This window comes from Microvirga sp. CF3062 (assembly GCF_036314045.1).
Classification (GTDB): Bacteria; Pseudomonadota; Alphaproteobacteria; order Rhizobiales; family Beijerinckiaceae; genus Microvirga.
Genome location: NZ_JAYGGN010000002.1, coordinates 332092 through 358098, shown reverse-complemented (window position 1 = coordinate 358098; position 26007 = coordinate 332092). Strand labels below are relative to the sequence as shown.

26 protein-coding genes are annotated in these 26007 nt (G+C 64.9%); 20 read left to right on the top strand and 6 right to left on the bottom strand.

Translation table 11 applies throughout. From position 1 onward, the window contains the following. Window positions 1-31: 31 nt before the first annotated feature. The 11 genes from dnaK to VB618_RS05095 all read left to right on the top strand — a co-directional run bounded on the left by dnaK (window position 32) and on the right by VB618_RS05095 (window position 10178). Window positions 32-1951, top strand: coding sequence for a molecular chaperone DnaK (gene dnaK, locus VB618_RS05145; protein ID WP_329795488.1), 1920 nt, complete (start codon window positions 32-34; stop codon window positions 1949-1951). Between the two features lie 210 nt (window positions 1952-2161). Then, entirely contained in the window at window positions 2162-3310 is a 1149-nt protein-coding gene (gene dnaJ, locus VB618_RS05140) for a molecular chaperone DnaJ (RefSeq protein ID WP_329795486.1), read from the top strand. 178 nt (window positions 3311-3488) lie between these two features. After that, window positions 3489-4112, top strand: coding sequence for a class I SAM-dependent methyltransferase (locus VB618_RS05135; protein ID WP_329795485.1), 624 nt, complete (start codon window positions 3489-3491; stop codon window positions 4110-4112). Between the two features lie 8 nt (window positions 4113-4120). Continuing rightward, window positions 4121-4843 (top strand): orotidine-5'-phosphate decarboxylase, encoded by a 723-nt coding sequence (gene pyrF / locus VB618_RS05130; protein WP_329795484.1) that lies wholly within the window; start codon window positions 4121-4123, stop codon window positions 4841-4843. Window positions 4844-4853: 10 nt separating this feature from the next. Beyond that, complete coding sequence (gene blaOXA, locus VB618_RS05125; RefSeq protein ID WP_329795482.1) at window positions 4854-5651, top strand: class D beta-lactamase; 798 nt, start codon at window positions 4854-4856, stop codon at window positions 5649-5651. 211 nt (window positions 5652-5862) lie between these two features. Next, a complete protein-coding gene (locus VB618_RS05120) occupies window positions 5863-6150 on the top strand; it encodes a DUF1330 domain-containing protein (RefSeq protein ID WP_329795480.1) in 288 nt (95 codons plus the stop codon). 3 nt (window positions 6151-6153) lie between these two features. After that, window positions 6154-6456 (top strand): DUF1330 domain-containing protein, encoded by a 303-nt coding sequence (locus VB618_RS05115; RefSeq protein WP_329795478.1) that lies wholly within the window; start codon window positions 6154-6156, stop codon window positions 6454-6456. Between the two features lie 223 nt (window positions 6457-6679). After that, window positions 6680-7486 (top strand): 4-hydroxy-tetrahydrodipicolinate reductase, encoded by an 807-nt coding sequence (gene dapB / locus VB618_RS05110; RefSeq protein WP_329795697.1) that lies wholly within the window; start codon window positions 6680-6682, stop codon window positions 7484-7486. Between the two features lie 174 nt (window positions 7487-7660). Next, on the top strand, window positions 7661-8281 hold the full coding sequence (locus VB618_RS05105) for a 2,3-bisphosphoglycerate-dependent phosphoglycerate mutase (protein ID WP_329795476.1): 621 nt from the start codon (window positions 7661-7663) through the stop codon (window positions 8279-8281). A gap of 169 nt (window positions 8282-8450) precedes the next feature. Then, entirely contained in the window at window positions 8451-9071 is a 621-nt protein-coding gene (locus VB618_RS05100) for an alpha-ketoglutarate-dependent dioxygenase AlkB family protein (protein ID WP_329795475.1), read from the top strand. A 168-nt stretch (window positions 9072-9239) separates the two neighbouring features. Then, window positions 9240-10178 (top strand): hypothetical protein, encoded by a 939-nt coding sequence (locus VB618_RS05095; RefSeq protein WP_329795474.1) that lies wholly within the window; start codon window positions 9240-9242, stop codon window positions 10176-10178. On the opposite strand, the gene VB618_RS05090 is transcribed toward VB618_RS05095, so the two are convergent. The 3 genes from VB618_RS05090 to VB618_RS05080 form a co-directional block, all read right to left on the bottom strand. Then, complete coding sequence (locus tag VB618_RS05090) at window positions 10175-10810, bottom strand: trimeric intracellular cation channel family protein (RefSeq protein ID WP_329795473.1); 636 nt, start codon at window positions 10808-10810, stop codon at window positions 10175-10177. The two genes, VB618_RS05095 and VB618_RS05090, sit on opposite strands and share 4 nt — an antisense overlap. 322 nt (window positions 10811-11132) lie before the next feature. After that, entirely contained in the window at window positions 11133-11756 is a 624-nt protein-coding gene (grpE, locus tag VB618_RS05085) for a nucleotide exchange factor GrpE (RefSeq protein WP_329795472.1), read from the bottom strand. A 67-nt stretch (window positions 11757-11823) separates the two neighbouring features. Further along, window positions 11824-14574, bottom strand: a complete 2751-nt coding sequence (locus VB618_RS05080) for a [protein-PII] uridylyltransferase (RefSeq protein WP_329795470.1) — start codon at window positions 14572-14574, stop codon at window positions 11824-11826. 252 nt (window positions 14575-14826) lie between these two features. Here VB618_RS05080 and VB618_RS05075 point away from each other — a divergent pair, with 252 nt between their 5' ends. From VB618_RS05075 to VB618_RS05060, 4 genes are all read left to right on the top strand, one after another. Continuing rightward, window positions 14827-15792: an aliphatic sulfonate ABC transporter substrate-binding protein gene (locus VB618_RS05075; RefSeq protein WP_329795469.1), complete on the top strand. Its 966-nt coding sequence runs from the start codon at window positions 14827-14829 to the stop codon at window positions 15790-15792. A 125-nt stretch (window positions 15793-15917) separates the two neighbouring features. Continuing rightward, entirely contained in the window at window positions 15918-16670 is a 753-nt protein-coding gene (locus VB618_RS05070) for an ABC transporter permease (protein WP_329795696.1), read from the top strand. Further along, a complete protein-coding gene (locus VB618_RS05065; RefSeq protein ID WP_329795468.1) occupies window positions 16670-17458 on the top strand; it encodes an ABC transporter ATP-binding protein in 789 nt (262 codons plus the stop codon). The genes VB618_RS05070 and VB618_RS05065 overlap by 1 nt, the downstream gene beginning before the upstream one ends. A gap of 14 nt (window positions 17459-17472) precedes the next feature. Next, on the top strand, window positions 17473-17982 hold the full coding sequence (locus VB618_RS05060; protein WP_329795466.1) for an OsmC family protein: 510 nt from the start codon (window positions 17473-17475) through the stop codon (window positions 17980-17982). Window positions 17983-18131: 149 nt separating this feature from the next. Here VB618_RS05060 and VB618_RS05055 read toward each other — a convergent pair whose 3' ends face one another. Further along, window positions 18132-19415, bottom strand: coding sequence for a penicillin-binding protein activator (locus tag VB618_RS05055; RefSeq protein ID WP_329795465.1), 1284 nt, complete (start codon window positions 19413-19415; stop codon window positions 18132-18134). Window positions 19416-19553: 138 nt separating this feature from the next. On the opposite strand from VB618_RS05055, the gene rsmI reads away from it, so the two are divergent. Next, window positions 19554-20492 carry a 16S rRNA (cytidine(1402)-2'-O)-methyltransferase gene (gene rsmI, locus VB618_RS05050; RefSeq protein WP_329795464.1) on the top strand — a complete coding sequence of 313 codons (939 nt, stop codon included), beginning with the start codon at window positions 19554-19556 and terminating at the stop codon, window positions 20490-20492. Further along, on the top strand, window positions 20489-20866 hold the full coding sequence (locus VB618_RS05045; protein ID WP_329795463.1) for a YraN family protein: 378 nt from the start codon (window positions 20489-20491) through the stop codon (window positions 20864-20866). The genes rsmI and VB618_RS05045 overlap by 4 nt, the downstream gene beginning before the upstream one ends. 70 nt (window positions 20867-20936) lie before the next feature. On the opposite strand, the gene VB618_RS05040 is transcribed toward VB618_RS05045, so the two are convergent. Further along, entirely contained in the window at window positions 20937-21821 is an 885-nt protein-coding gene (locus tag VB618_RS05040) for a lipid kinase (RefSeq protein WP_329795462.1), read from the bottom strand. Window positions 21822-21984: 163 nt separating this feature from the next. Between VB618_RS05040 and gshB the strand changes: the two genes are divergently transcribed. Then, complete coding sequence (gene gshB, locus VB618_RS05035; protein ID WP_329795461.1) at window positions 21985-22929, top strand: glutathione synthase; 945 nt, start codon at window positions 21985-21987, stop codon at window positions 22927-22929. A 239-nt stretch (window positions 22930-23168) separates the two neighbouring features. On the opposite strand, the gene hemW is transcribed toward gshB, so the two are convergent. Then, a complete protein-coding gene (gene hemW, locus VB618_RS05030) occupies window positions 23169-24329 on the bottom strand; it encodes a radical SAM family heme chaperone HemW (protein WP_329795460.1) in 1161 nt (386 codons plus the stop codon). Between the two features lie 422 nt (window positions 24330-24751). Here hemW and VB618_RS05025 point away from each other — a divergent pair, with 422 nt between their 5' ends. Both VB618_RS05025 and VB618_RS05020 read left to right on the top strand, forming a co-directional pair. Beyond that, a complete protein-coding gene (locus VB618_RS05025) occupies window positions 24752-25405 on the top strand; it encodes a TetR/AcrR family transcriptional regulator (protein ID WP_329795459.1) in 654 nt (217 codons plus the stop codon). 91 nt (window positions 25406-25496) lie between these two features. After that, complete coding sequence (locus VB618_RS05020) at window positions 25497-25967, top strand: DUF2852 domain-containing protein (protein ID WP_329795458.1); 471 nt, start codon at window positions 25497-25499, stop codon at window positions 25965-25967. The last annotated feature ends 40 nt before the right edge of the window (window positions 25968-26007 follow it).

Here is a 26007-nt window from a genome sequence, read left to right as displayed (position 1 = left end):
GGCGGTCTGCTTGAAAGTGAGGGATCCCGCCATGGGTAAGGTTATCGGTATCGACCTCGGTACTACCAATTCCTGCGTCGCTGTCATGGAAGGCGCGACGCCTAAAGTCATCGAAAACGCGGAAGGCGCGCGGACGACTCCGTCCATCGTGGCCTTCACGGACGAAGGCGAGCGCCTCGTCGGCCAGCCTGCCAAGCGCCAGGGGGTCACGAACCCGTCGCGCACCTTCTTCGCCATCAAGCGCCTGATCGGCCGCACCTTCGACGATCCCATGACCAAGAAGGACATGGGTCTCGTCCCCTATCACATCGTGAAGGGCGGCAATAACGACGCCTGGGTCGAGGCCGACGGCAAGCAGATGTCGCCCTCGCAGATCTCCGCCTTCACCCTTCAGAAGATGAAGGAGACGGCCGAGTCCTATCTCGGGCAGCCGGTGACGCAGGCCGTCATCACGGTTCCGGCCTATTTCAACGACGCCCAGCGTCAGGCCACCAAGGACGCAGGCCGCATCGCCGGCCTCGAGGTCCTGCGCATCATCAACGAGCCGACCGCGGCTGCCCTCGCCTATGGCCTGGACAAGAAGCAGACCGGCATGATCGCGGTCTATGACCTCGGCGGCGGCACCTTCGACGTGTCCGTGCTCGAGATCGGCGACGGCGTGTTCGAGGTGAAGTCCACGAACGGCGACACCTTCCTCGGCGGCGAGGACTTCGACATGCGCCTCGTCGAGTACCTGGCGGCGGAGTTCAAGAAGGAGCAGGGCATCGATCTCACCAAGGACAAGCTCGCCCTTCAGCGCCTGAAGGAAGCGGCCGAGAAGGCCAAGATCGAGCTGTCCTCGGCCTCCCAGACCGAGATCAACCTGCCCTACATCACGGCCGATGCCTCCGGTCCGAAGCACCTCGCCCTCAAGCTCTCGCGCGCCAAGTTCGAGCAGCTCGTGGACGACTTGGTGCAGAAGACCATCGAGCCCTGCCGCAAGGCCCTCAAGGATGCCGGCATCTCGCCGGGCGACATCGACGAGGTGGTTCTCGTCGGCGGCATGACCCGCATGCCGAAAATCCAGGAAGTGGTGAAGCAGTTCTTCGGCAAGGAGCCCCACAAGGGCGTCAACCCGGATGAAGTCGTGGCCATCGGCGCGGCCATCCAGGCCGGCGTGCTCCAGGGCGACGTGAAGGACGTTCTGCTCCTCGACGTGACTCCTCTGTCGCTCGGCATCGAGACGCTCGGTGGCGTGTTCACCCGTCTGATCGACCGCAACACGACGATCCCGACGAAGAAGAGCCAGGTGTTCTCCACTGCGGAAGACAACCAGAACGCGGTGACGATCCGGGTCTTCCAGGGCGAGCGCGAAATGGCGGCGGACAACAAGCTGCTCGGCCAGTTCGACCTCGTGGGCATTCCGCCCGCGCCCCGCGGGGTGCCGCAGATCGAGGTGACCTTCGACATCGACGCGAACGGCATCGTGAACGTCACGGCGAAGGACAAGGCGACGGCCAAGGAGCACCAGATCCGCATCCAGGCCTCCGGCGGTCTGTCCGACGCCGACATCGACAAGATGGTGAAGGACGCCGAGGCTCACGCCGAGGAAGACAAGAAGCGCCGCGAGCTGGTCGAGGCCAGGAACCAGGGCGAGAGCCTGATCCACGCCACCGAGAAGTCGCTCACCGAGTACGGCGACAAGGTATCGGAAGCCGACAAGCAGGGCATCACCACCGCCATCGACGCGCTGCGTCAGGCGCTTGGGGCTGAGGATTCCGAGGTCATCAAGGCCCGCACCACGGACCTGATGCAGGCCTCCATGAAGCTCGGCGAAGCCATGTATGCGGCGGCTCAGGGCGCGCCTGGTGAAGGCGGCGAGCAGCCGGAAGGCGGCGATGCTCCGAAGGACGACGTTATCGACGCCGACTTCCAGGAAGTCGACGAAGGCGACAAGAAGAAGCGCGCTTAACGGCCATGCGCGCATAATCGAGAAAACCGGCACCCGGCTTTATGCCCGGGTGCCGTTTTCGTGAATAGGCCAAGACAACAATGACCGATCAACCGACCGTTTTTCGTGATGCTCCGGCAAAAGCCTTTGGAGCCTATTTCTGTGCAGCACATGCATGGCGGACGATGAACATGATGACGGAGCGGCTGACCGCTCCGAGGGGCGCCTGACATGTCCAAGCGCGATTACTACGAGGTTCTCGGCGTCGCGAAGACCGCGTCTGAGGCGGAGATGAAAGCCGCCTTCCGCAAGCTCGCGATGCAGTATCATCCGGATCGCAATCCGGGCAATCACGAGGCCGAGGTTCAGTTCAAGGAACTCAACGAGGCCTACCAGACCCTCTCGGACGGGCAAAAGCGCGCGGCCTACGACCGCTACGGCCATGCGGCCTTCGCCAATGGCGGCGGCGCCGGCGGACCGGGCTTCAACGGCGATTTCTCCGACTTCATGTCGGACATCTTCGAGAACTTCTTCGGCGATGCCGGTGGCGGGCGTGGCGGGCGCGGTCGCAGCGCCGGCGGGCGCGAGCGCGGCGCCGACATGCGCTACAATCTCGAGATCACTCTCGACGAGGCCTTTCACGGCAAGAATGCGGAACTCAGGATTCCGACCTCCGTCACCTGCGAGGCCTGCTCGGGCTCCGGCGCGAAGCCGGGATCCAAGCCCAAGGCCTGCCCCACCTGCGGCGGCGCCGGCCGGGTGAGGGCGACGCAAGGCTTCTTCTCCATCGAGCGCACCTGCCCCAACTGCCATGGGCGCGGCGAGGTCATCGACGATCCCTGCGCCTCCTGCGGCGGCGCAGGACGCGTCACCCGCGAGCGCACGCTCTCGGTCAACATCCCGGCGGGCGTCGAGGACGGTACGCGGATCCGGCTTGCAGGCGAAGGCGAAGCGGGCCTGCGCGGCGGCCCTGCGGGCGATCTCTACATCTTCCTGTCGATCAAGGCGCATCCGTTCTTCCAGCGGGACGGCGCGGACCTGTTCTGCCGCGTGCCGATCTCCATGGTGACGGCGGCGATCGGCGGCGAATTCAATGTGCCGACGCTCAGTGGTTCCGAAGCGCTCGTGAAGGTGCCCGAGGGCACCCAGACCGGCAAGCAGTTCCGCCTGAAGGCTAAGGGCATGCCGGTGCTGCGCGCGCGCGATGTGGGCGACCTCTACATCCAGGTTGTTGTGGAAACCCCGCAAAAGCTTACCAAGCGCCAGCGCGAGCTCCTGATGGAGTTCGACCAGGAGTGCTCCAAGGAGAATCACCCGGAAAGCTCGGGATTTTTCTCGCGTTTCCGCGAGTTTCTCGATGGCCTGGGCGGATCAACTTAACTTGACGGTCGTTTTCAGCGCATCGTGCGGAAAAAGTGGATCCGGTTTTTCCGCTCTAGACGATGCGCTGCTTAAGAAGATAAGCATCGGATCAATCCCAAAAGTGCCTTCCACTTTTGGGTCCGATGCCTAGGTTCTAAACAGCCAACGTGATCCGCCGCGCAAGGGGACAGCTTCAGTGGTTCAGTCGTTACAACGGACTACGGCCCGGAAATTACCCCTCAAGAAGGATCGCTTCCAGGACGAGGCGCGCTTCCTGCGCTCCTGGCTCGAACGGCCCCTCGTCATGGGAGCGGTCACCCCGTCAGGCAAGATCCTGGCCAGGACCATGGCGTCCTATGTGGACCCGCGCATCCCCGGGCCCGTCATCGAGCTCGGTCCCGGCACCGGTCCGGTGACCGACGCCCTGATCCGGCGCGGCGTGGCACAGGACCGGCTGGTGCTGATCGAATACAATCCCGAATTCTGCCGGTTGCTGAAGCGGCGCTTCCCCAAGGCGACGATTATCCAGGGTGACGCCTACGACCTTAAGGAGACGCTCGCCGGGATTCTGGCGGAGCCTGCGGCCGCCACCGTGTCGAGCCTGCCGCTCTTCACCAAGCCAATGGATCAGCGCCTGGATCTCCTGGAGGTCGCGCAGGAGATGATGCATCCGGGCGCGCCCTTCATCCAGTTCACCTATGCGGTGGTGCCGCCGGTCCCGGCGCGCTCGGACAGCTACAGCGCCCGCGCCTCCAACCGGATCTGGCGCAACCTGCCCCCGGCCCGCGTCTGGGTCTACAACAAGGTCATGAACCCATGAGCGCCGCGATGTCCCTTCCGACAAATCCCGTTTCCGAAGGCGACATTCGCGACAAGCTCATCATCGGCCTCGACCTTCCATCCGTCGAAGAGGCACGCTCCATCGTCGAGCGCATCGGCGATGCCGGCACCTTCTACAAGATCGGCTACCAGCTGGCCTACGCCGGCGGGTTCGAATTTGCCCGCGAGCTGATCGGCCAGGGCAAGAAGGTCTTCCTCGATCTCAAGCTCCACGACATCGGCAACACGGTGGAGGAAGGCGTGCGCTCGGTGGCGCGCCTCGGCGCCACGTTCCTCACGGTCCACGCCTATCCGCAGACCATGCGCGCAGCGGTGGCCGGAAAAGCGGGATCGTCCTTGAAGATCCTCGCCGTGACGGTGCTGACGTCCTACGACGACAACGATCTCACCGAGGCGGGCTATGCCCCAGTTTCGGCAGCGGACCTCGTCGCGCGGCGCGCAGGACAAGCCCGCGACCTCGGCGTCGACGGCATCGTCTGCGCAGCGCCGGAAGCGGAGCGCGTTCGCTCTCTCATTGGCCCCGACCGTCTCATCGTCACGCCCGGCATCCGCCCGGCGGGTACGGAGGCCGGCGACCAGAAGCGCATCGTGACCCCGGCGGAGGGCATCCGGCTTGGGGCCAACCACCTCGTGGTCGCCCGCCCCATCGTGAAGGCCGCCGATCCGCGCGCGGCAGTAGAAGCCATCGTGCGCGACATCGCCAACGCCTGAGTTACACACGATGCTTGTTCGCCTGCTCCTTGCGTGCTCCTGCCTGCTTGCGCTCGCGGGCGCAGCCCAGGCCGACACCTGCACCCTTGTCACCGAACTTGAAGCAGGCCGCGTGCTGAAGCGCGAGGGCGATTGCGAGCGGCGCAGCAGCCCAGCCTCCACGTTCAAGGTCCCATTGAGCCTGATGGGCTACGACGTCGGCATCCTCAAGGACGAGGGCGAGCCTGCCTGGCCCTACAAGCCCGAATACAAGGCCTGGAACGAGGCCTGGCGAAAGACCACGACGCCGCGCTCTTGGCTGAAGGATTCCGTGCTCTGGTACTCGCACGTCTTGACCCACGACCTCGGCGAGGAGCGCTTCGGACGCTATGTCGACGCCTTCGGTTATGGCAATCGCGACGTCAGCGGCGACAAGGGCAAGGCCAACGGCCTGACTCGCGCATGGCTGAGCGCCTCCTCGCTGCAGATCTCGCCTGTGGAGCAGATCGCTTTCCTGAGCAGGCTCCTCAAGCGCGAACTGCCGATCTCGGCAAAGGCCCATGACATGACCCTCGCGATCATGCCCGCCTTTCCGCTGCCCGACAATTGGACGGCTTATGGCAAGACCGGCACAGGCTTTCAGCCGTTGCGGGACGGCACATTCGACCGTTCCCGGCAATTCGGCTGGTTCGTTGGATGGGCACAGAAGGGCGAGCGCAGGATCCTCTTCGCACGGCTGATCCGCGACGAGCGCAAGGAAACATCCGTCGCGAGCTTTCGCGCCCGCGACAGCCTGCTGGCGGATTTGCCTGCTCTGATCGCCGATTGATTTTCTCAGGGTCAAATCATGAGAAGGGAATGGATGAGACATTCCCCACTTGTCATGGCCTGGCGTGTACCGGCCATCCCGATTGTATGAGGCGCAGCGCCTCTCGGATCGAGATCACCGGCACAAGGCCGGTGATGACGGGAGGATGAGGGTTGACGATCAGCCGCCTCTCGCGTTCGCTGCGTCACATGAAATCTCAAAGGAGCGCCTGATGCCCAAAGGCTATGTCATTGCCCGCGTGACCGTCACCAACCCCGAGGCTTACGCGGAATACGCCAAGGGCGCGACCGAGGCGATCCGCCAGTATGGCGGCCGCCCGCTGGTGCGCGGCGGCACCTATGAGGCGCTCGAAGGCGAGGCGCGCGCCCGCAACGTGGTGATCGAGTTCGACTCGGTGGAGCAGGCCAGGACCTATTATCATTCGCCCGAGTATCAGGCCGCCAAGGCCAAACGCGAGGGTGCCTGCGTGGCCGAATTCGTTCTCGTGGAAGGAGCCTGAGCGATGAAGGGCTATTGGATCGGCCGCGTCGACGTCTCGAATCCCGACGCCTACCAGAACTACGTGAAGGCCAATGCGGTGCCGTTCGCCAAATACGGCGCCCGCTTCCTGGTGCGCGGCGGCGCGTATCGGGTCGGCGAGGGCGAGGCACGGGCCCGTAACGTGGTGATCGAGTTTGCGACCTATGAGGCCGCCCTGGAGTGCTGGGACTCGCCCGAGTATCAGGCGGCGAAAGCCGAGCGCGACGGCCACGCGGTCGCCGACATTATCATTATCGAGGGTTACGAGGGTCCACAGCCGGGGTGAAGGGTACCGCTAACCCTCTCCCCTCTGCGGGAGAGGGTGGCGAACGGAGTGAGCCGGGAGAGGGGACATTTTTCGATTGAGTGCAGCCCCTCTCCCGACCCTCGCTGACGCGAGGGCCACCCTCTCCCGCAGAGGGGAGAGGGAAGGATGCACCCCGCTTCTCAGCCGCCGCCCGAGCCGCTATACCCGAGCCCGACAGATCAGGAGAACGGCCATGAGCGAGATGCGACTTGTCGTGGTGGGTGCCGCCGGACGCATGGGGCGCATGCTCATCAAGGCCGTGGCCGAAACCGAGGGCTGCGCGCTGGTCGGCGCCATCGCGCGGGAAGGCTCCCCTGCCCTCGGTCAGGATGCGGGACTTCTGGCCGGGGTCGGCTTGCTCGACGTGGACGTGACCGACGATCCCTTGCCTGTCTTCGCCCAAGCTGACGGCGTGCTCGACTTCACGGCGCCCGCCGCCACCACGGCGTTCGCTGCGCTCGCAGCCCAGGCGCGCATCGTCCATGTGATCGGCACCACCGGCCTGCAGGAGGCTGACTTCACCAAGCTGGAGACGGCCGCGCGTCATGCCCGCATCATCCAGTCCGGCAACATGTCGCTGGGCGTCAACCTGCTCGCCGGTCTCGTGCGCAAGGCAGCGGCGACATTGGGCGAAGACTTCGACATCGAGGTTCTCGAAATGCACCACCGCATGAAGGTGGACGCGCCTTCGGGCACGGCGCTGCTTCTCGGAGAGGCCGCGGCTGAGGGGCGGAAGATCTCCCTGAAGGACCGCTCGGTTCGCAGCCGCGACGGGCATACCGGCGCGCGCAACGCTGGCGATATCGGCTTTGCGACCCTTCGCGGGGGCACCGTGGTGGGCGAGCATTCGGTGATCTTCGCGGGCGCCGGCGAGCGCCTGGAGCTGTCGCACCGGGCCGAGGACCGAGGCCTCTTCGCCCGCGGCGCCGTGAGGGCTGCGCTCTGGGGCTTCGACAAGAAGCCGGGCTATTACACCATGGCCCATGTCCTTGGCCTCGATCAGCTTTAGAGCATCGGACCCAAAAGTGGATTTGCACTTTTGGGATCCATCCGATGCTCAATCCATAGCTTGCGCATCGTGTGGACCGGACCCAGAGGGCCGCGTCAGCGAAAACCGGATCCACTTTTCCGCACGATGCGCTAAAACACGCCTACATCTCATCGACATCGGAGACACGACGATATGGATCGCCTTCTTGTGCTTGCCCGCCACGGCCAGAGCGAATGGAACCTCAAGAACCTGTTCACCGGCTGGAAGGATCCGGGCCTGACCGATCTCGGCGTTCAGGAAGCGCGCACCGCCGGTCAGCGGCTTAAAGAAATGGGCGTCCAGTTCGACGTGGCGTTCACGTCCGATCTCTCCCGGGCGCAACGCACCTGCAAGCTGATCCTGGAAGAGATCGGCCAGCCCGATCTCAAGACCATCGCCAACCAGGCCCTGAACGAGCGCGATTACGGCGATCTGGCCGGCCTCAACAAGGACGACGCCCGCGCCCGCTGGGGCGAGGAACAGGTCCATCTTTGGCGCCGCTCCTACGACGTGCCGCCCCCCGGCGGCGAGAGCTTGAAGGACACGGTGGCCCGCGTGCTGCCCTACTACATCCGCGAGATCCTGCCCCGCGTCATGCGCGGCGAGCGCGTGCTGGTGGCAGCCCACGGCAATTCGCTGCGCGCCCTCGTGATGGTGCTCGACGGCCTTACCTCCGAGACGATCCCAGGCCTCGAACTCGCGACCGGCATCCCGCTCGTTTACAAGCTCAATGAGGATACGACGGTGGCCGACAAGAAGGTGTTGGAGGGGTAAGAGAGATGCACTGTCATTCCGGGGCCGCGTAGCGGAGCCCGGAATCCATAACCGCTAACGATGCAGAATGAATCGTAACGCTTCTCGCTCTTTCTTGAGGCGTCGTGTTTATGGATTCCGGGCTCGGCCCTTGGCCGCCCCGGAATGACAGTGGAGTGCGTTGAAAGCCATGTCCGCCATCACCCTCGCACCCGGCCTCGTCTACCATCCCGACTATCTCGACCGCCCGGCGCAGGAGCGGTTGCTTCAGTCATTGCGCGAGATCACGAAGGCCGCACCCCTTTTCACCCCACGCATGCCGCGCACGGGAAAACCATTCTCCGTGCGCATGACCAATTGCGGGCGGCTGGGTTGGGTGTCGGACGTCAATGGCTATCGCTATCAGCCCACGCATCCCGAGACGGGCGAGCCCTGGCCGGCCATTCCGGAGCAGGTCCTGCGCGCCTGGGAGGAACTGAGCGATTACCCACATCCGCCTGATGCCTGCCTGATCAACTTCTACGAGCCCACAGCCCGCATGGGGATGCATCAGGACAAGGACGAGGAGGAGTTCGCCGCACCGGTCGTCTCCCTGTCGTTGGGCGACACCGCGCTGTTCCGCTATGGCGGCCTGGATCGCAAGGACCCGACCCGCTCGATCAAGCTTCGCTCCGGTGACGCGATCGTGTTCGGCGGGCCGGCGCGGCTGATCTATCATGGCATCGACCGGCTGAATGCCGGCAGCGCGGACCTGCTGCCGCAGGGCGGGCGCCTCAATCTCACCTTGCGCAAGGTGGAAAAGCCGCTCTGAGCATCGGACCCAAAAGTGGACTTGCACTTTTGGGATCCATCCGATGCTCAATCCATAGTTTGCGCATCGTGTGGACCGGACCCAGAGGGCCGCGTCAGCGAAAACCGGTTCCCACTTTTCCGCACGATGCGCTAGCCTCAAAGCCACAGATTCACCGGAGGGGCATCCATGAAAGCTTTTGCAGCCACTGCCTTGGGCTTCATCCTGTCGGCTCAGGCCGCCTTCGCGACAGAGCCCGTCTTTCCGCCAGCCTCGCGGATCGGAATTGTTCCGCCGGCGGACATGACCGTGTCGCGGCGCTTCAGCGGCTTCGAGAATGAGGAGAAGGCTGCCGCCATCAACTTCGTGGAGATGCCCGCTCAGGCCTATGAGCAGGTGGTCAAGGGCTTCACCAAGGACGCTTTGAAGCGCCAGGGCCTGAACGAGACCTCCCGTGAAACTCTCAAGCTCGGCGACAAGGCCGGGGTGCTGATCGGCGGCACCATGGAAGGTCCTGTGGAAGGGCGCAAATGGGTCATGGCGGTCAAAGGCGAGGGTGTGGCCGGCCTCATCATCGCGCAGGTTCGCGGCGGCGCCGACGGCTACAGCGAGGCGCAGATCCGGGAGGCCCTGAAGACCGTTGCCCTGCGCGGACCGATCTCCGTCGAGGAGCAGGTTTCCGCCATGCCGTTCCGGCTCGGCGACATGGCGGGCTTCCGTCCCGTGCGGGCAATCTCCGGCAACTCCGTCCTGTTCACGGACGGCCCCAAGGACACGATCAAGGCGGTGGAGCAGCCGATCCTGATCATGGCAGCCTCGCTTAATGCCGCGCCGTCCGCCGGCGAGCAGCGCAACCAGTTCGCCCGCGCGGCGCTCAACGCCAACCAGATCCTCAAGGATGTCAGGATCGAGCGCTCGGAATCCTTCCGCTTCAAGGGCCAGGACTGGCATGAGATCGTCGCCAAGGCGGTTGAGGTGGAATCGGGCCAGCCGATCATCGTGATGCAGACCATCCGCTTCGAGCCCGGCCGCTATGTGCGCATGGTCGGCCTGACCCGGGTGGAGCAGCGGGACGAGAATCTGCGGCGCTTCCGGGCGGTGATCGACGGGGTGGAGACGAAGCTCTAGTCGCGGGGTGGGAAGGCCGGCAGGGACCAGCCACGCAGGAGGGCCAGTGCCCTGAGGCTGAAGGCGGCAACGAAGCCCGTCGCCGCACTCAAGAAGGGATCGAGGCCGAGAGCCTGCATGGCAACCATGACGGCAGCGCCCAAAGCCGCCGCCGTGACGTAGATCTCCTGGCGCAGCACCAGGGGTGTCGTTCCAGCGAAGATATCGCGGATGATGCCGCCGAAAGTGGCCGTGACGGTGCCGAGCGCCACCGCCGACAGGGCCGGCACGCCGGCGCCGAGCGCCTTGGCTGTTCCCGAAACGGCGAAAAGGGCCAAGCCTAGGGCGTCGGCCCAAAGAAGAAGCCGACCCTGCCGCCCGCCTTCGACCCACGTCACGCGCTTGGGGCCGAGGATGAAGACAAGCTCGGCCACGATCAGGCAGACGAGCACGTCGCCCGGATCACCTACCCAGAAAACGGGCCGGATGCCGATGAGCAAGTCCCGTACGGTGCCGCCGCCAACGCCCGTCAGCGTGGCCAGAAGCGCGAAGCCGAACGGGTCCATGCCCTTGCGGGCCGCCATGAGCGCGCCGGAGAGCGCGAAGACGGCGACGCCGATGGTCTCGAAGGGGAGGGATTGGAGAAAGTTCACTAAGAGCCCGACCTTGCCCGCTGGAGCCGTAAGACGCTCACGTATTGATCATGCAGGCCCGTTTCAGGCAATCGGCTCTCCTTCCCCTTGTGGGGAGAAGTTGGAGTTGGGGGTGCCGGCGCCAGCCGGTTGTACCAGAGAGCACAAAAGCTGCCGCAGCCATACCTCTCCCCGGTGGGGAGAGGTCGAGCGCAGCGAGGGTGAGGGGGAGAGCGCTCTCCAGAGAGGACAGTAACCCCTCACCCGGACCTTCGGTCCGACCTCTCCCTCAAGGAGAGGTGAACCAGCGCCTCATCCTGAGAAGCTTTGCATTGCGCTTCGATTACGAAGCCGCCGACGAATTATCCGCCGTCTCGCTGCCGGCCCCGTTGGCGGCGGCCTTCGGGCCGCCCTTGGAGACGCCGACCAGCGCCGGGCGCAGGACGCGCTCGCCGATCACGTAGCCGGACTGGACCACCTGCAGGACCGTGCCGTTCGGCACCTCCGCATTGGGGATCTCGAACATGGCCTGGTGCAGGTTCGGATCGAACTTCTGGCCTTCAGGGTCGAGTCTCTTCACCCCGTGGCGCTCCAGGTTTTTCAGCAGGTCGCGCTCGGTGAGGTCGATCCCGTCGATCAAGCCCTTGAAAGCGCCTTCGGCGGTCTTGCTCGCCTCCTCCGGCACGCTCTCGATGGCGCGGCGCACGTTATCGGCCACATTGAGCATGTCGCGGGCGAAGTTCGCCACCGCATAGGTGCGGGCATCGGCGATCTCGCGCTCGGTGCGACGGCGCAGGTTCTCCATGTCGGCCATCAGGCGCAGGAGCTTATCCTTGAGATCCGCCTTCTCGGCCTCGAGAACGGCGATCGGGTCGGCCTCGGGCGCGGAAGCCGCCTCAGGGGCAGCATCGTTGACGGGCTCGGCCTGCAGGGCCGCGTTCTGGTTTTCCGTGTCGTTCGGATTCATGATCGATCAGCTTGAGATGGGAATGAGTAAGGGTTCGGGGCACATATCAGGTCGCGTGCGCCACAAATCAAGCGCTACGCCGCTGGAGAGCCGCGGTTTCCTCTGCCTTGAACACATCCAGCAGGGCCCGGCGGATGGTGGCCTGGCGGCCCGCATGGGTGACCTTCGTGCCGGTGAGGTCCGTCACGTAGAACACGTCCACGGCCTTCTCGCCGAAGGTCACGATATGGGCCGAGGCGATGTTGAGGTTGAGCTTTCCCAAGGCCGTGGTGAGGTCATAGAGCAGGCCCGGCCGGTCGAGGCCGGAGACCTCGATCACCGTCTGGCGGTTCGACAGGGAATTGTCGATGGTCACCTCCGGGGGCACATGGAAGGCCCTTGAGGCAGGCTTGGTCGGCCGCTTGCCGTCCACGAGATCGGCGATCTTCACCTCGCCTTTCAGTGCCCGCTCGATGGCTTTGGCGACCCGCTCGGCCCGGCGCAGCTCGTCCTCATCCCGGTCGAAGGCGCGGGACAGCACGATGGTGTCCAGCGCAAGACCGTCCGTGGTGGTGAAGATCTGCGCATCGACGATGTTGCCGCCGGACGCCGCGCAGGCGCCGGTGATGATCGCAAGCAGGCGCGGATGGTCCGGCGACAGGATGGTGAATTCGGTCACATCCCGGAACTGGTCAGTCTCGTAAGCGGTGGTGACGGTCCGGCCACCCTTCTCCGATTCTCTCAGGAGCCGGGCCTGCTTCGCCCGTCGGGTCTCGTCGGTTTTGATCCAGTAGCCCGGCGTGTGGCGAGCGGCGTAAGATTCGAACTCCACATCGGACCAGTCGGGCAGCTCGGCGCGCAGTTGCTCCTGTGCCAGACGCACGCGCTCCGAGCGGGCGATATCCACGGCGCCGCCGCCAAGGATTACTTCCGTCTCGTGGTAGAGATTGCGCAGGAGCTGGCCCTTCCAGCCCGTCCACGTGCCCGGCCCTACTGCGCGAATATCTGCGACGGTGAGCACGAGCAGGAGCTTGAGGCGCTCCATGGTCTGCACCACCTCGGCGAAGCTCTTGATGGTGGTGGGATCGGACAGATCGCGGCTCTGCGCCGTGTTCGACATGAGCAGATGATGCTCGATCAGCCAAGCCACCGTGTCGGTCTCCGCGTCGGAGAGGCCGAAGCGGGGGCCGAGCTTGCGGGCGATCACCGCACCGGCCGTCGAGTGATCCTCCGGCCTGCCCTTGGCGATGTCGTGCAGGAAGACCGCGACATACAGCGCGCGTCGATTGCGGATGGTAGAGAAGATCCGGTTCGCCAGCGGATGCTCGCTGCCCAGGTGGCCCGCCTCGATCTCGGTGAGCACGCCGACCGAGCGCACAAGGTGCTCGTCAACCGTATAGTGGTGGTACATGTTGAACTGCATCATCGCGACGATGCGGCCGAAATCCGGAACGAAGCGGCCGAGCACACCGGCCTCGTTCATGAGACGCAGCACCACCTCCGGGGCGTTCTTGGACGTGATGATCTCGAGAAACAGCTTGTTGGCTTCCGGATCGTTGCGCAGGCTTGGACCGATGAGCTTGAGCGAGCGTGTCGCCAGGCGTGTCGCATCGGGATGGATCGCCAGGTTGTGCCGGTCGGCGAGCCAGAACAGGCGGATCAGGTTGACGGGATCGCGTTCGAACGCCTCCTCGCAGGCGACGTTGAGGCGGTTGTTGTCGATAGTGAAATCGTCGCCCACAAGCGCACCGCCACGGCGACGGCGGAAGCGGCCCAAGACACGGTCGAGCATGGGACGGGGCTTGGTCTGACGGGCCTCGAGCTCGGCGCAGACGATGGCGGTGAGATCACCCACGTCCTTGGCAATCAGAAAGTAGGTTTTCATGAACCGCTCGACCGCCGACAAGCCGCCTCGGGGGGCAAAGCCGATGCGCTCGGCGATGGTGCGCTGCAGATCGAATGTCAGGCGCTCCTCGGCGCGACCGGTGGCGAAATGCATATGGCAGCGCACCCGCCACAGGAACTCCTCGCAGCGGGCGAACAGGTTGAACTCGTCCTTCGTGAAGAGGCCCGCCGTCACCAGCTCCTCGGGCTCTTTCACCCGGTAGACATACTTTGCGATCCAGAAAAGCGTGTTGAGGTCGCGCAAGCCTCCCTTGCCGTCCTTCACGTTGGGCTCGACGAGGTAGCGCGAGGCGCCAGCCTTGGCCACGCGCGCATCGCGCTCTTTCAGTTTTGCATCGACGAAGGCCGGAGCCGAGGTCGCGATGATTTCCTTGTCGAAGCGCTTGGTCAAATTGTCGAAGAGTTCCCTGTCGCCGAACAGGAAGCGCGTTTCGAGCAGGGAGGTGCGGATCGTCATGTCGGCGCCCGCTTCCCGCAGGCACTCCTCCACCGACCGGGTCGCGTGACCCACCTTCAGCTTGAGGTCCCACAGCACGTAGAGCATCGCCTCGACCACGCTCTCGCTCCATGCTGTCTGCTTGTAGGGCAGGAGGAACAGGAGATCGACGTCGGAACCGGGCGCCAGGGTGCCGCGCCCGTAGCCGCCTGTCGCCGCGACCGCAAGGCGTTCGCCGGCGGACGGATTGGCACTGGGGTAGAGATGCTGGACGACGGCATCGTGAACGATGCGCACCAGCTCGTCCATCCGCTCGCAAAGGTAGCGGGCGCACACGAGCCCATCCTGATTCTCCAGAAGCTTTGCCTCGGCCTCCGCCCTCCCCTCATCGAGGAAGGCCTTGAGCAGGGGGACGAGCCCGGCCCGCAAATCCGCAGCATCCCGGATCGGCTGAGTGCCAAGGCTTTGCAGAATATTCTGAGGCTTAAGGGATGGCATGGAACAACCGTATACGAGCTGCCATTTGGCTTACCACCAGAAAAGGTCTTCGCCCAAGGGTGGACTGGCCATATCCGGAAAAGCGGATAAGATGTTCTTTATAAGAGATATCGTTTGACATAAAAAACGATAAGTTCTATATAAAGGACACGCGCCGATTTGAGCATGCAGCTTGCGGGCGCGAAACAAGTGCAGCTAAAGCGCCGGGTGCATCGAACGATGCTCCCATGCGCCCAACATGGGACCAACACGATGAGCCTGACCCGCCGCCTCCTCCTCGCCGCCTCCGTTGCCACAGGCCTTGCCTCCGCCACCTCTGCCTTCGCGCAGGTGAAGGAAATCCGCATCGACTACGCCACCTACAATCCGGTGAGCCTCGTCCTCAAGGACAAGGGCTTCCTTGAGAAGGAACTGGAGAAGGATGGCATCAAGGTGCGCTGGGTGCAGTCGCTCGGCTCCAACAAGGCGCTCGAATTCCTGAATGCCGGCTCGATCGATTTCGGCTCCACGGCCGGTGCCGCCGCCCTGATCGGCAAGATCAACGGCAACCCGATCAAGTCGATCTATGTCTATTCGCGCCCGGAATGGACGGCGCTCGTGACCCGCAAGGATACGGGCATCACCAAGGTCGAGGACCTGAAGGGCAAGCGCGTGGCCGTGACCCGCGGCACCGATCCGCACATCTTCCTGGTGCGCGCCCTGCAGGAGGCCAAGCTCACCGAGAAGGACGTGAAGCTCGTTCTGCTCCAGCATCCGGATGGCCGCACGGCTCTCGAGCGTGGCGACGTGGATGCCTGGGCCGGTCTCGATCCGCTGATGGCCGCGGCCGAAGCGGAAACCGGCGCTCAGTTGTTCTACCGCAACGCCGGCGCCAACACCTGGGGCGTGCTCAACGTCTCGGAAGCCTTCGCCAAGGAGAACCCGGCCCTCGTGGAGCGCGTGCTCAAGTCCTACGAGGAAGCGCGCAAATATGCGCTCGCCAACAAGGACGAGTTGAAGAAGTCCCTGATTGCCTACACCAAGCTGCCTGATGCTGTGATCGAGCGCCAGCTCGAGCGTACGGAGCTCACGCACTCCTCCATCGGTCAGCCTCAGGTCGACACGATCCTCGCCGCAGGCCTTGCCCTGCAGCAGGCCGGCGTCATCACTCCTCAAACAGATGTGCGCGCCGCTGTCGACTCGCTGATCGACCGCCGCTTCGCCACCGCGTCGCGCTGATGATTTCATCACGGGAGAGCGCCGTGACAGGCCACGCTGCAAGCAACGCCTGGTCCTCCCATAAGGGTGCCGCCGCTCTCACGGCCCCAACCTCCACCGAGAAGCGACGTGCCTTCGACTGGCGCATCCTTCTCGGCTTTTTCTTGCCTGTCGCCATTGCGCTTCTCTGGGAAGCGGCTGTTACATTCGGCCTTGCGCAGGGCCGCCTCGTGCCGCCGCCGAGCCGCATCATTGCGACCCTCTGGGCGCTCGCTGAAACCGGCGAATTGTGGACCCATGCCTGGATGACGCTGTGGCGCGTTCTCGTCGGCTTCGCCATCGGCGCGGTTTCCGGCATCGTGCTCGGCGCGCTCTCAGGCTCCAGCCAGACCCTCCGGCAATTGCTCGATCCGACCCTGCAGGCCCTGCGCGCGATTCCGTCCATCGCCTGGGTGCCTCTGTTCATCCTCTGGCTCGGCATCTTCGAAGCCTCGAAAGTGGCGCTCATCGCGGTCGGCGTGTTCTTCCCGGTCTATCTCGGCATCGCCGGCGCGATCCTTTCTGTCGACCGCAAGCTCGTGGAAGTTGGCCACGTGTTCCGCCTCTCGCGCATCCAGCTCGCCCGCCGCATCCTGCTGCCGGCGGTTTTGCCCGAAGCCGTGATCGCGCTGCGCTCAGGCCTCGGTCTCGGCTTCATGTTCGTCGTCGCGGCCGAGTTCATGGGCGCGTCGGAAGGCCTCGGCTATCTGCTTGTCGACGGGCAGCAGATGGGCAAGCCCGACCAGATTCTTGCGGCCATCATCGCCTTCGCGCTGCTCGGCAAAACCGCCGACAGCCTGCTGGTCGCAGCCACCAAGCCGCTCGTGCGCTGGCAGGACACCGTACGGGAGAGATTGTAATGCTGTCGTTCGAGCATCTTTCCAAGACCTATGCCGACGGCACACGGGCGCTCTCCGACATCAACCTCACGGTGCATGAGGCCGAGATCGTCGCGCTGATCGGCGGATCGGGCTGCGGCAAGACCACGCTCTTACGCCTCATCGCCGGCCTCGACCGGGAAAGCGCCGGCCGGATCCGCCTCGACGGCGAAGTGCTGTCAGGCCCGCATCCCGCGGTTGGAATCGTGTTCCAGGAGCCGCGCCTGCTGCCCTGGCTGTCAGTCTTCGACAATATCGCCTTCGGCCTCGCCGGCGTGAGCGCGTCCGAACGACAAGAGCGCGTGACGCATGCGCTTGAAAAGATCGGCCTCGCCGAGCATGCCGACCGCTGGCCCCGCGACCTCTCCGGCGGTCAGCAGCAGCGCGTGTCCATCGCCCGCGCGTTCGTCACCAACCCGAAGGTGCTCCTGCTGGACGAACCGTTCTCGGCCCTTGATGCCTTCACCCGTGCAAGCCTGCACGAGCACCTGCTGGGGCTCTGGGAAGAAACGCGCCCGACCGTGGTACTCGTCACGCACGACGTGCAGGAGGCCGTGACGCTCGCCGACCGCGCCGTCGTCATGCAGCCCAAGCCCGGCCGCATCTTCGACGAATTGCCGCTTACGCTCTCGCGCCCGCGCGACAGGACGGGGCTTCCCTTCGAGACCTCCGTGCGCCGCATCTTGACGGCCCTCGACCATTCCCTCAAAGCTCCTCAAGCGCAGCCCCAGCGCGAACGCGACCGTCAGGCCGCCGCGCTGTGGTGGTAACAAGGAACATCATCATGGACGCCACCGCCCTTCGCGCCCTCCAGGCGCCGCTGAAGGATCAATACCGCAGCGATCCGAACGCCGCCGTCATCACCCTGAAGGCGCAGGGCACCCTCGACGACCAGCATATCGCCTGCAAGGTCGAGACGGGCCGTGCGCTTGCCGTCGCGGGCCTCCACCCGGCCACCGGCGGCTCCGGCGCGGAACTGTGCTCCGGTGACATGCTGCTCGAGGCGCTTGTTGCCTGCGCGGGCGTGACGCTCAAAGCCGTGGCGACCGCGCTCGAAATCGACCTGCGCCACGGCGCCGTAAAGGCGGAAGGCGATCTGGATTTCCGCGGCACGCTCGGCGTCGACAAGACCGCGCCCGTAGGGTTCAGGAACATCCGCCTGTCCTTCGAAGTCGATACTGACGCGCCGCAGGAGAAGATCGATCAGCTTCTCAAGCTCACCGAGCGCTACTGCGTGGTGTTCCAGAGCCTCAACAACAAGCCCGAGTTGAGCGCGACGCTGACGCGCAAGTAGGGCTGACTGCCCCAACCAGTATAGAACCTTCACGTCATGGCCGGGCTTGTCCCGGTCATCTCGATTCGATGAGCACGGCGCTCCCCATGATCGGGATCACCGGCACAAGGCCGGTGATGACGTGGGGGATGGTCAATGAGACGAGGGCGTCAGTTCCCCGCCACCAGCGTTCGCGGCGCGCCGCTGATCGCAACAGCGCCTCCGTTGCGGATCTCCTGCACGGTGAGCGCGCGGGCATTGGTGCCGTCGGGATTGAAGCGGAACACGCCGTCCGCGCCGGCAAAGCCCGCCGGGTTCGTGAGCATGACATTAGTAAAGGCCTGCGCGCCCTGCATGCGCGCGAGCGCCGCCGCGAGGGTCACGGCATCGTAGGACAGAGTCGCAAGGCGGATCGGATCGGTGCTGAAGCGCGCGCGGTAGCGTTCGGCGAAAGCCTCGAAGCCGCGATTATCGGGCGTCGCAAACCAGCCGCCCTGCAGGGCCGGCAATGCAAAGATGCGCGGCTCGTTCCACACGCCGGTGCCAAGCGGCTTGACCCGCATCGGGTCGAACCTCGCCATCTGCAGCGCCTGGGCAACGGCTGGCAGGCCATCGCCGTTATCGGGAATGAACAGCGCATCGGCCTGCGGGGCGGCTCCGCCGATCACGCGGGACAGGCGCTGCACGCCCACCTGCGGCTGCCCCGGCGGGTAGTATTCGAGCGCGACGAGGCGCAGGCCCTGCCGGGCGGCCGCCTGCTGCAGCCGCGCCTCGGCCACGCGGCCATACTGCGTTTCCGGGATCAGGGCCGCAATCGAGCGGCGGCCCTGGGTGGCGGCAAAGGCGACGATGCGGTCGACCTCCTCCTGCACGAGGAAGCTCAGAAGATAGACGCCGCGGCTGGCGATGCTCGCATCCGACGAGAAGCCGATGACAGGTTTGCCCCGCTCGCGCGCCACCTGTCCTGCCGCTTGGACGGAGCCGGAGAAGAGCGGCCCGATGATGAGCTCGGCCCCTTCCGCGAGCGCCTGCTGCGCGGCCGCACGCGCCCCCTCAGGGGTGCCGTTATCGTCCTTCACGAGGAGCGTGATGTCGGAGCCCTGGAACTCGCTCACAGCCATGTCGGCGGCGTTGCGCATGCTCTGCGCCACCACCGCGCCCTGACCGGCAGCGCTCATGGGCAGGATCAGGGCGACCTTGACGGGGCCGGTACCGATGGTGGTAGAGCCACCGAACTGGCCCGGCGAAGAAACCTGAATCGGGGAACCAGGCCCCGCAACACCGGCTGCATAGGACGGCTCGACGGGAGCAGCCTGAGGCCGGCTTACCTTGCGCGGCGGCACGCGGCTCTCGGAGCCCACGCAACCGGACAGGCCCAGCGACGCCGCCAGGACAACAGCCCAGGCCGCACGACCTGCAAAGTCTCGAACCCAGTCATACGATACGCGCGCCATCTCCGCCCCCTTTGGAAACAGCCTTCGTTACTGAAGGAAGTGTGCCGGAGAAAAGTAAACATTGTTTCCAACACAGGATGAGAGGCTGAAGGACCCGGCTTTCGCGAAGGTCCCGCTTCATGCAAGAGTGCCGATCCCATGACTCAGAGAATCGACAATCGCACCAGGCGGCGCGAGCCCAACGAGCGGATCGCCACCTTCACCGCCTTCGGCCTTGCGGCCGAGGCCAAACCCCTTTCGCCCGGCCTCTATGTGGTCGCAACCCCTATCGGCAACCTGCAGGACGTCTCCTTCCGGGCGCTGAGCGTGCTGGCCGCCGCGGACGCCGTCCTGGCCGAGGACACTCGGGTGACGAAGACGCTTTTGGCCCATTACGGCATCACCACGCCCTTAGTGGCCTATCACGAGCATTCCAACGAGGCGGTGCGTGAGCGCATGGTTCACCGCATCCGCGAGGGACAGGCGTTGGCATTGGTCTCCGATGCCGGCACGCCGCTGGTGTCGGATCCGGGCTACAAGCTCGTGCAGGCAGCCATCGAGGAAGGACTGCCGGTCACCCCGATCCCCGGCCCCTCCGCCGTGCTCACCGCGCTGGTGGCCTCGGGCCTGCCGACAGACCGGTTCTTCTTCGAAGGCTTTCTGCCATCGAAGAGCGGCGCGCGGCGCACCAGGCTTGCCGAGATCGGCACCATTCCCGGCACGCTCATGCTCTTCGAGGGCCCGCACCGCCTGCCGGAGATGCTGGCGGACGCCGCCGAGGTTTTGGGCGAACGGCAAGCCGTGGTGGCGCGCGAACTGACGAAAATGTTCGAAACCATCCGGCGCGGAACGCTCCCCGAACTCGCCCGGCAATTCGCCGAGGAAGGCCCGCCCAAGGGCGAGATCGTGGTGCTGATCGGCGAAGCTACCAAGGAGATGCATGCAGCGGAAGCCGATGCAGTCCTCGACGGCAAGCTCGAAGCGGCCCTCAAGAACCACTCGATCAAGGACGCCGCGGCCCTCGTTGCGGCGGAGCTCGATCTGCCCAAGCGGGAGATCTATGCCCGCGCCTTGGTGCTCGCGAAGAAGGGCGAATGAAGAGCGCTCTCGACCGCCGCGAAGTGACTTTTCTCCGCGGCCACCGCGCCGAGTGGATCGCTCTGCTGTTTCTCGTGACGAAGGGCTATCGCCCTCTCGCACGCCGTTATGCGGCGGCTGGCGGCGAGATCGACCTGATCGTCATGCGCGGCGACACCATTGCCTTCGTCGAAGTGAAGGCACGCGGGCTCATGGACGATGCGCTCTCGGCCATTACATCCACCAAGCGCCGGCGCTTCTCCCGTGCCGTGCGCGCCTGGCTTGCACGCAACGACTGGGCGGCGGACAAGACATGGCGCGCGGACGCCGTGTTCATTGCACCCAAGACGTGGCCACAGCATATTGTGAGCGCGTTCGAGCTGGAAATAATTTAGGGAAACGTCTCCACTGTCATTCCGGGGCGAGCGTAGCGAGAGCCCGGAATGACAGCGAAGAGCATAAACCTCAACTCTCAGCCTGCTTTGGCGCAAACACCGTCACGGCCGCGGGCCTGATCGAGAAATGAGCTGGTGTCTGCGTGACGATCTCGCCATCCGCGTTGACCGGCTTCGGCTTGCGGGTGCGGATGTCGAACTCCTTGGCGCGCACCGCCCGCACCTCGTTCCAGGCGCCGTGGCGGCCGTGACGGAAAGAGCGCGCCATGAGGGCGAGCTTCCAGGCCCGCTCCAGTTCCAGGCTGTAGAGATCGAGATGATGGTCGTCGATGGTGGCATCCTGCTCGACCGCATTGCCGCCGCCGTAGAAGCGGCCATTGCCGACTGCGATCTGCAGCGTCCGCACGTGCGCCGCCTCGTTCTCGCCGTAGATCGTCGCCCGGAAGGGTTTCGCGTGCATCAAAACATTCAGAGCCACCATGGCGTAACCGAGACGCCCCCAGCGGCGCTTGATGTCCCGCGTCAGCTTCTGGGCCAGTTCCGCCGAGAGCCCGATACTTGCCACGTTGAAGAAGGGCTCGCCGTTGACGATGCCGAGATCGATCTTGCGGGTGCGGCCATCGGCGATCACCTGGGCGGCACCATCGAGGTCGAAAGGGATTTCAAGAGTGCGCGCGAGATCGTTGGCGGTGCCGAGCGGCAGGATACCCAGGGGCAATCCGGCCTCGATGACCCCGAAGGCGGCCGCATTCAGCGTCCCATCCCCTCCCCCGACCACAGCGCAATCCACGTCCTTGGCATGCTGGACGATGAGGGGTGACAGGTCCTCCCGGCGGCCGCAATCCACATGGACTGGCTCGATTCCGTGGTCTTTTAGGCGCTCGGCAGCGATGTCGCGTTGGGCGGCACCGCTGCGGCTCTTGGCATTGACGATCAGAAGGGCGCGGCGGTGCATACACTCTCACATGGAAAAGCTTGAATGGATCTGCAAGGGGTTAGCAGTCAAGCGGGGCCGTTGGATAACCCGCCTTCCCGGTTTTCGTTCACGATACCTGTGATGAAGAGTTGCCATCCCGCATTTTAGTGCCAATAACCCTGCTTCCAACGAGGCCTGACCTATGACCCTCACCGTCGCTTTCCAGATGGACCACATCCGCAGCCTCAAGATCGCGGGTGATACGGGCTTTGCGCTGCTGCTCGAAGCCCAGCGGCGGGGTCACCGCGTCCTGCACTACACGCCCGACCGCCTGTCGCTCCGCGACGGCGCCGTGATCGCGATGGCCGAGCCCATCGAGGTGCGCGACCAGGAGGGCGACCACTTCACGCTGGGTGAGCCCGAGCGGATCGATCTGTCGACGGTGGATGCGGTGCTCATGCGCCAGGACCCGCCCTTCGACCTGGCCTACATCACCGCCACCCACTTTCTGGAGCGCATCCACCCCAAGACCCTTGTGGTCAACGATCCGACCCATGTGCGCAATGCGCCGGAAAAGATCTTCGTCACGCATTTCCCGCACCTGATGCCCCCGACGCTGATCTCCCGCGACCGAGGCGAGATCGAGGAGTTCCGGCGCGAGCACGGCGACGTGGTGATGAAGCCGCTCTACGGCCATGGCGGCGCCAGCGTGTTCAAGGTCGGGCGTGAAGATCCCAATTTCGGCTCGCTCTACGACCTCTTCGCCAACCTGTTCCGCGAGCCCTGGGTGATCCAGCGCTTCCTGCCGAAGATCACGGAGGGCGACAAGCGCATCATCCTCATCGACGGCGAGGCGGCAGGCGCCATCAACCGGGTGCCAGCAGCCAACGATATCCGCTCCAACATGGTGCGCGGCGGCGCGGCGAAGCCCACCGACCTCACGCCCCGCGAGCGCGAGATCTGCGAGACCATCGGCCCGGACCTCAAGCGCATGGGCCTGATCATCGTCGGCATCGACGTGATCGACGGCAATCTCACCGAGATCAACGTGACGGCCCCCACCGGCATCCGCGCCATCAAGCGCCTCGGGGGCCCGGATCTCGCCGTGACGGTTTGGGATGTGATCGAGAGCAAGGTGGGGCGTTAACCGAGGCGTCATCCCAGACGCCGCAGGCGATCCGGGATCGCGTGCAGGATGAAGCTCAAACTCCCTCTCCCTGAGGGAGAGGGTTGGGGTGAGGGGTTACAGGTTTATCCGGAGAGGGCGCTAACCCCTCACCCGCGCCGCCGGCGCGACCTCTCCCACTGGGAGAGGTAAAGGGAGCCACTCTCGTCCAGCGATCCCGGGTTCTGCTGCGCAGCCCCGGGATGACACTGTATGATTATCTAAGCAGCCAACTCAGCAATCACCGCATTGAGCACCGGGAAACCTTTTGGCGTCACTGCGAGGCGTGAGCCGTCGTGGCGGATCAGGCCTTCCTCTTTCAGAATCCGCAAGCCGCGCTGATTGAGCGTCTTGCCCGTGAAGGCCTCGAAGCGGCGGGGGTCGACGCCTTCCTTCAGGCGAAGGCCCATGAGCAAAAACTCGTCGCCCTCGGCCTCGGAGGTCAGGACTTCTTCGTCGATGACGCCGTGGCCTTCCCGCTCCACCAATTCGAGCCAAGTCTCCGGGTGCTTCTCCGTCGCGGTGGCGAGACGAGCATTGCCGGTCACGAGACGGCCATGGGCACCGGGGCCGATGCCGGCATATTCGCCGTAGCGCCAGTAGAGCAGGTTGTGCTGCGATTCCGCGCCGGGCCTGGCATGGTTCGAGATCTCGTAGGCCGGAAGGCCGTGCTTCTCGCACACCTCCTGCGTGATGTCGTAGAGCGCCCGGCCCGTCTCCTCGTCCGGCACGGCGATCTTGCCGGCATCGTAGAGCCGCTGGAACCAGGTGCCGGGCTCGATGGTGAGCTGATAGAGCGACAGGTGCTCCACCGCATGGGAGATGGCCTGCTCCAGCTCCGCGCCCCAATCTTTTGGAGACTGGCCGGGGCGGGCATAGATCAGGTCGAAGGAATAGCGCTCGAAGATGGAGGCGGCGATCTTCACCGCGCCCAGGGCCTCGTCGACCGAGTGCATGCGACCGAGGCGCTTGAGATCGGGATCGTTGAGCGCCTGGACACCGAGCGACACCCGGTTGATGCCAGCACTCCGATAGCCGCGAAAGCGCTCTGCCTCGACGCTGGTGGGGTTGGCCTCCAGGGTCACCTCAGCTTGGGAGTCGATGCCCCAGGCGCCGCCGATGGCGTCAAGGATGGCGCCCACGGTCTGCGGCTTCATCAGCGAGGGAGTGCCGCCGCCGAAGAACACGCTCGTGACCGTCCTGCCCGGAATGCGCGCGGCCGTGTGGGCGATCTCGCGTTTGAACGCCGCGAGAAACCGCTCCTGATCCACCGGCTGGTGGCGGACATGGCTGTTGAAGTCGCAATAGGGACATTTGGAGGCGCAGAAGGGCCAATGGACATAGACGCCAAAGCCCACATCGCGCGTCGGGTGATCGATCATGGGGCGTATATGGCAGGTCGAAGGGCGAACGTCACGGGTGCTGGTGTCGCGTTAGCCCTCTGATATCCCGTCATCCCGGGCGGCGAAAGCCGATCCAGGATCGTCAGCAGGATAGAGCGCTCACTCCCTCTCCCTGAGGGAGAGGGCTGGGGTGAGGGGTTACAGGCTTATCCAGAGAGGGCGCTAACCCCTCACCCGCGCCTCTGGCGCGACCTCTCCCACTGGGAGAGGTGTGCCCGCGCTCTACTCGTCCAACGATCCCGGATCGGCTGCTCCGTCCGGGATGACGCCTTTGGAAATGCCTCACGGCAAACTTTTCTGAACCTCTTCGCCCACAATGATGTTCACCCCATGAGCCTTTCCATTCTGGCTTCCGCCGCACCGGAGGCCTAAGGTGGTCGGCAGAGAGTTAGGAACCCATCATGCGGCATTGGCGCGGTCCGTTCGACCGGCAGGGCTACCACCACGGCAACCTGAAGGAGGCGCTGATCGAGGCGGCGCAGCGCTTCATTGCCGAGCGGGGCATCGGCGGGTTCACGCTGGCCGATGCAGCCAAGCTCGTGGGCGTGACGCCTGCGGCGCTCTACCGGCATTTCCGGGGCCGGGACGCTTTGGTGGCCGAGGTGGCCTTCCGCGGCTATGACGAACTCGCGAAACGCCTTGGCCGTGCCTTGCAGAGCGAGGGCACGGCGCTGGAGCGTTTCACCCGCATGGGAGAGGCCTATCTGGCCTTCGCCGAGCAGGAGCCAGGCTTCTATACGGCCATGTTCTCGGCCAAGCCCGCCGAGGGCGAGGCTTGCGCGCCCTTCTGGGCCAAAGCTGTGGAAAGCGGGGGCAAGCCCTCCGGCAACGCGTTCGACTTCCTGGTCAAGGCGCTCGCCGACACCTTCCCGGAGGGTTTTCAGACCGTCGATGCCCGGTTCATCGCCATCGAGGTCTGGGCGCTGTCCCACGGCATCGCGACCCTCGACGCGGCGGGCCAGCTGCCAAGAGGGCCGGGCCTGCCCGACAAGTACGAGCTTCTGCGTGCCGGCGTCCTTGCCCTCGTCCATGGCGCCCTGAAGGGCCGATCCTAAGCTCCCTGTCGATTTTTCGATTTTCTTCTCTTGAAAGCGCCTGGATCGATCCGCATGTTAATGTTGTTAGCATTAACATAGGACCCTTTCGATGTCAGATTCTGCCTCCGCCGCCTGGAACGCGGGCCCTCATGCGGGGCCGTGGGAAAACCGGACCAACCGCCGTGGGCGCAAGCCCGGCCGCGGTCTGGAGATCGCCGGCATCATTCTGGGCTTCATCTTTGTCTGGCCGCTCGCGCTGGCCTATCTGGTGTGGAAAATGTGTGGATATCCGAAATACGACGAGGCCAAGTCCTTCTTCCGCGACACCTTCGGCCGGGCACGGGATGACCTCGCGTCCCGCGGTGCAGCCGGCTTCGGCGGCTTTGCCAGCACGGGCAACGCGGCTTTCGACGATTACCGCCGCAGCGAGATCGAGCGCCTCGAGGAAGAACGCCGCAAGCTCGACGAGGAAGCCCGCGACTTCCGCAACTTCGTCGAGGAGCTGAAGCGGGCCAAGGACCGCGAGGAGTTCGACGCCTACATGGCCAAGCGTCGGGGCAACGGCCCGACCAACGTCTAAACCGGCTAATGAGCAGCGAGAGCGCCCTTCGGGGCGCTCT

What these genes read in the sequence shown, in the direction of transcription:
- dnaK (WP_329795488.1), top strand. Translation starts at nt 32, where the DNA reads ATGGGTAAGGTTATCGGTATCGACCTCGGTACTACCAATTCCTGCGTC.
- dnaJ (WP_329795486.1), top strand. Translation starts at nt 2,162, where the DNA reads ATGTCCAAGCGCGATTACTACGAGGTTCTCGGCGTCGCGAAGACCGCG.
- pyrF (WP_329795484.1), top strand. Translation starts at nt 4,121, where the DNA reads ATGTCCCTTCCGACAAATCCCGTTTCCGAAGGCGACATTCGCGACAAG.
- blaOXA (WP_329795482.1), top strand. Translation starts at nt 4,854, where the DNA reads ATGCTTGTTCGCCTGCTCCTTGCGTGCTCCTGCCTGCTTGCGCTCGCG.
- VB618_RS05120 (WP_329795480.1), top strand. Translation starts at nt 5,863, where the DNA reads ATGCCCAAAGGCTATGTCATTGCCCGCGTGACCGTCACCAACCCCGAG.
- VB618_RS05115 (WP_329795478.1), top strand. Translation starts at nt 6,154, where the DNA reads ATGAAGGGCTATTGGATCGGCCGCGTCGACGTCTCGAATCCCGACGCC.
- dapB (WP_329795697.1), top strand. Translation starts at nt 6,680, where the DNA reads ATGCGACTTGTCGTGGTGGGTGCCGCCGGACGCATGGGGCGCATGCTC.
- VB618_RS05105 (WP_329795476.1), top strand. Translation starts at nt 7,661, where the DNA reads ATGGATCGCCTTCTTGTGCTTGCCCGCCACGGCCAGAGCGAATGGAAC.
- VB618_RS05100 (WP_329795475.1), top strand. Translation starts at nt 8,451, where the DNA reads ATGTCCGCCATCACCCTCGCACCCGGCCTCGTCTACCATCCCGACTAT.
- VB618_RS05095 (WP_329795474.1), top strand. Translation starts at nt 9,240, where the DNA reads ATGAAAGCTTTTGCAGCCACTGCCTTGGGCTTCATCCTGTCGGCTCAG.
- grpE (WP_329795472.1), bottom strand. Translation starts at nt 11,756, where the DNA reads ATGAATCCGAACGACACGGAAAACCAGAACGCGGCCCTGCAGGCCGAG.
- VB618_RS05080 (WP_329795470.1), bottom strand. Translation starts at nt 14,574, where the DNA reads ATGCCATCCCTTAAGCCTCAGAATATTCTGCAAAGCCTTGGCACTCAG.
- VB618_RS05075 (WP_329795469.1), top strand. Translation starts at nt 14,827, where the DNA reads ATGAGCCTGACCCGCCGCCTCCTCCTCGCCGCCTCCGTTGCCACAGGC.
- VB618_RS05065 (WP_329795468.1), top strand. Translation starts at nt 16,670, where the DNA reads ATGCTGTCGTTCGAGCATCTTTCCAAGACCTATGCCGACGGCACACGG.
- VB618_RS05060 (WP_329795466.1), top strand. Translation starts at nt 17,473, where the DNA reads ATGGACGCCACCGCCCTTCGCGCCCTCCAGGCGCCGCTGAAGGATCAA.
- VB618_RS05055 (WP_329795465.1), bottom strand. Translation starts at nt 19,415, where the DNA reads ATGGCGCGCGTATCGTATGACTGGGTTCGAGACTTTGCAGGTCGTGCG.
- rsmI (WP_329795464.1), top strand. Translation starts at nt 19,554, where the DNA reads ATGACTCAGAGAATCGACAATCGCACCAGGCGGCGCGAGCCCAACGAG.
- VB618_RS05045 (WP_329795463.1), top strand. Translation starts at nt 20,489, where the DNA reads ATGAAGAGCGCTCTCGACCGCCGCGAAGTGACTTTTCTCCGCGGCCAC.
- VB618_RS05040 (WP_329795462.1), bottom strand. Translation starts at nt 21,821, where the DNA reads ATGCACCGCCGCGCCCTTCTGATCGTCAATGCCAAGAGCCGCAGCGGT.
- gshB (WP_329795461.1), top strand. Translation starts at nt 21,985, where the DNA reads ATGACCCTCACCGTCGCTTTCCAGATGGACCACATCCGCAGCCTCAAG.
- hemW (WP_329795460.1), bottom strand. Translation starts at nt 24,329, where the DNA reads ATGATCGATCACCCGACGCGCGATGTGGGCTTTGGCGTCTATGTCCAT.
- VB618_RS05025 (WP_329795459.1), top strand. Translation starts at nt 24,752, where the DNA reads ATGCGGCATTGGCGCGGTCCGTTCGACCGGCAGGGCTACCACCACGGC.
- VB618_RS05020 (WP_329795458.1), top strand. Translation starts at nt 25,497, where the DNA reads ATGTCAGATTCTGCCTCCGCCGCCTGGAACGCGGGCCCTCATGCGGGG.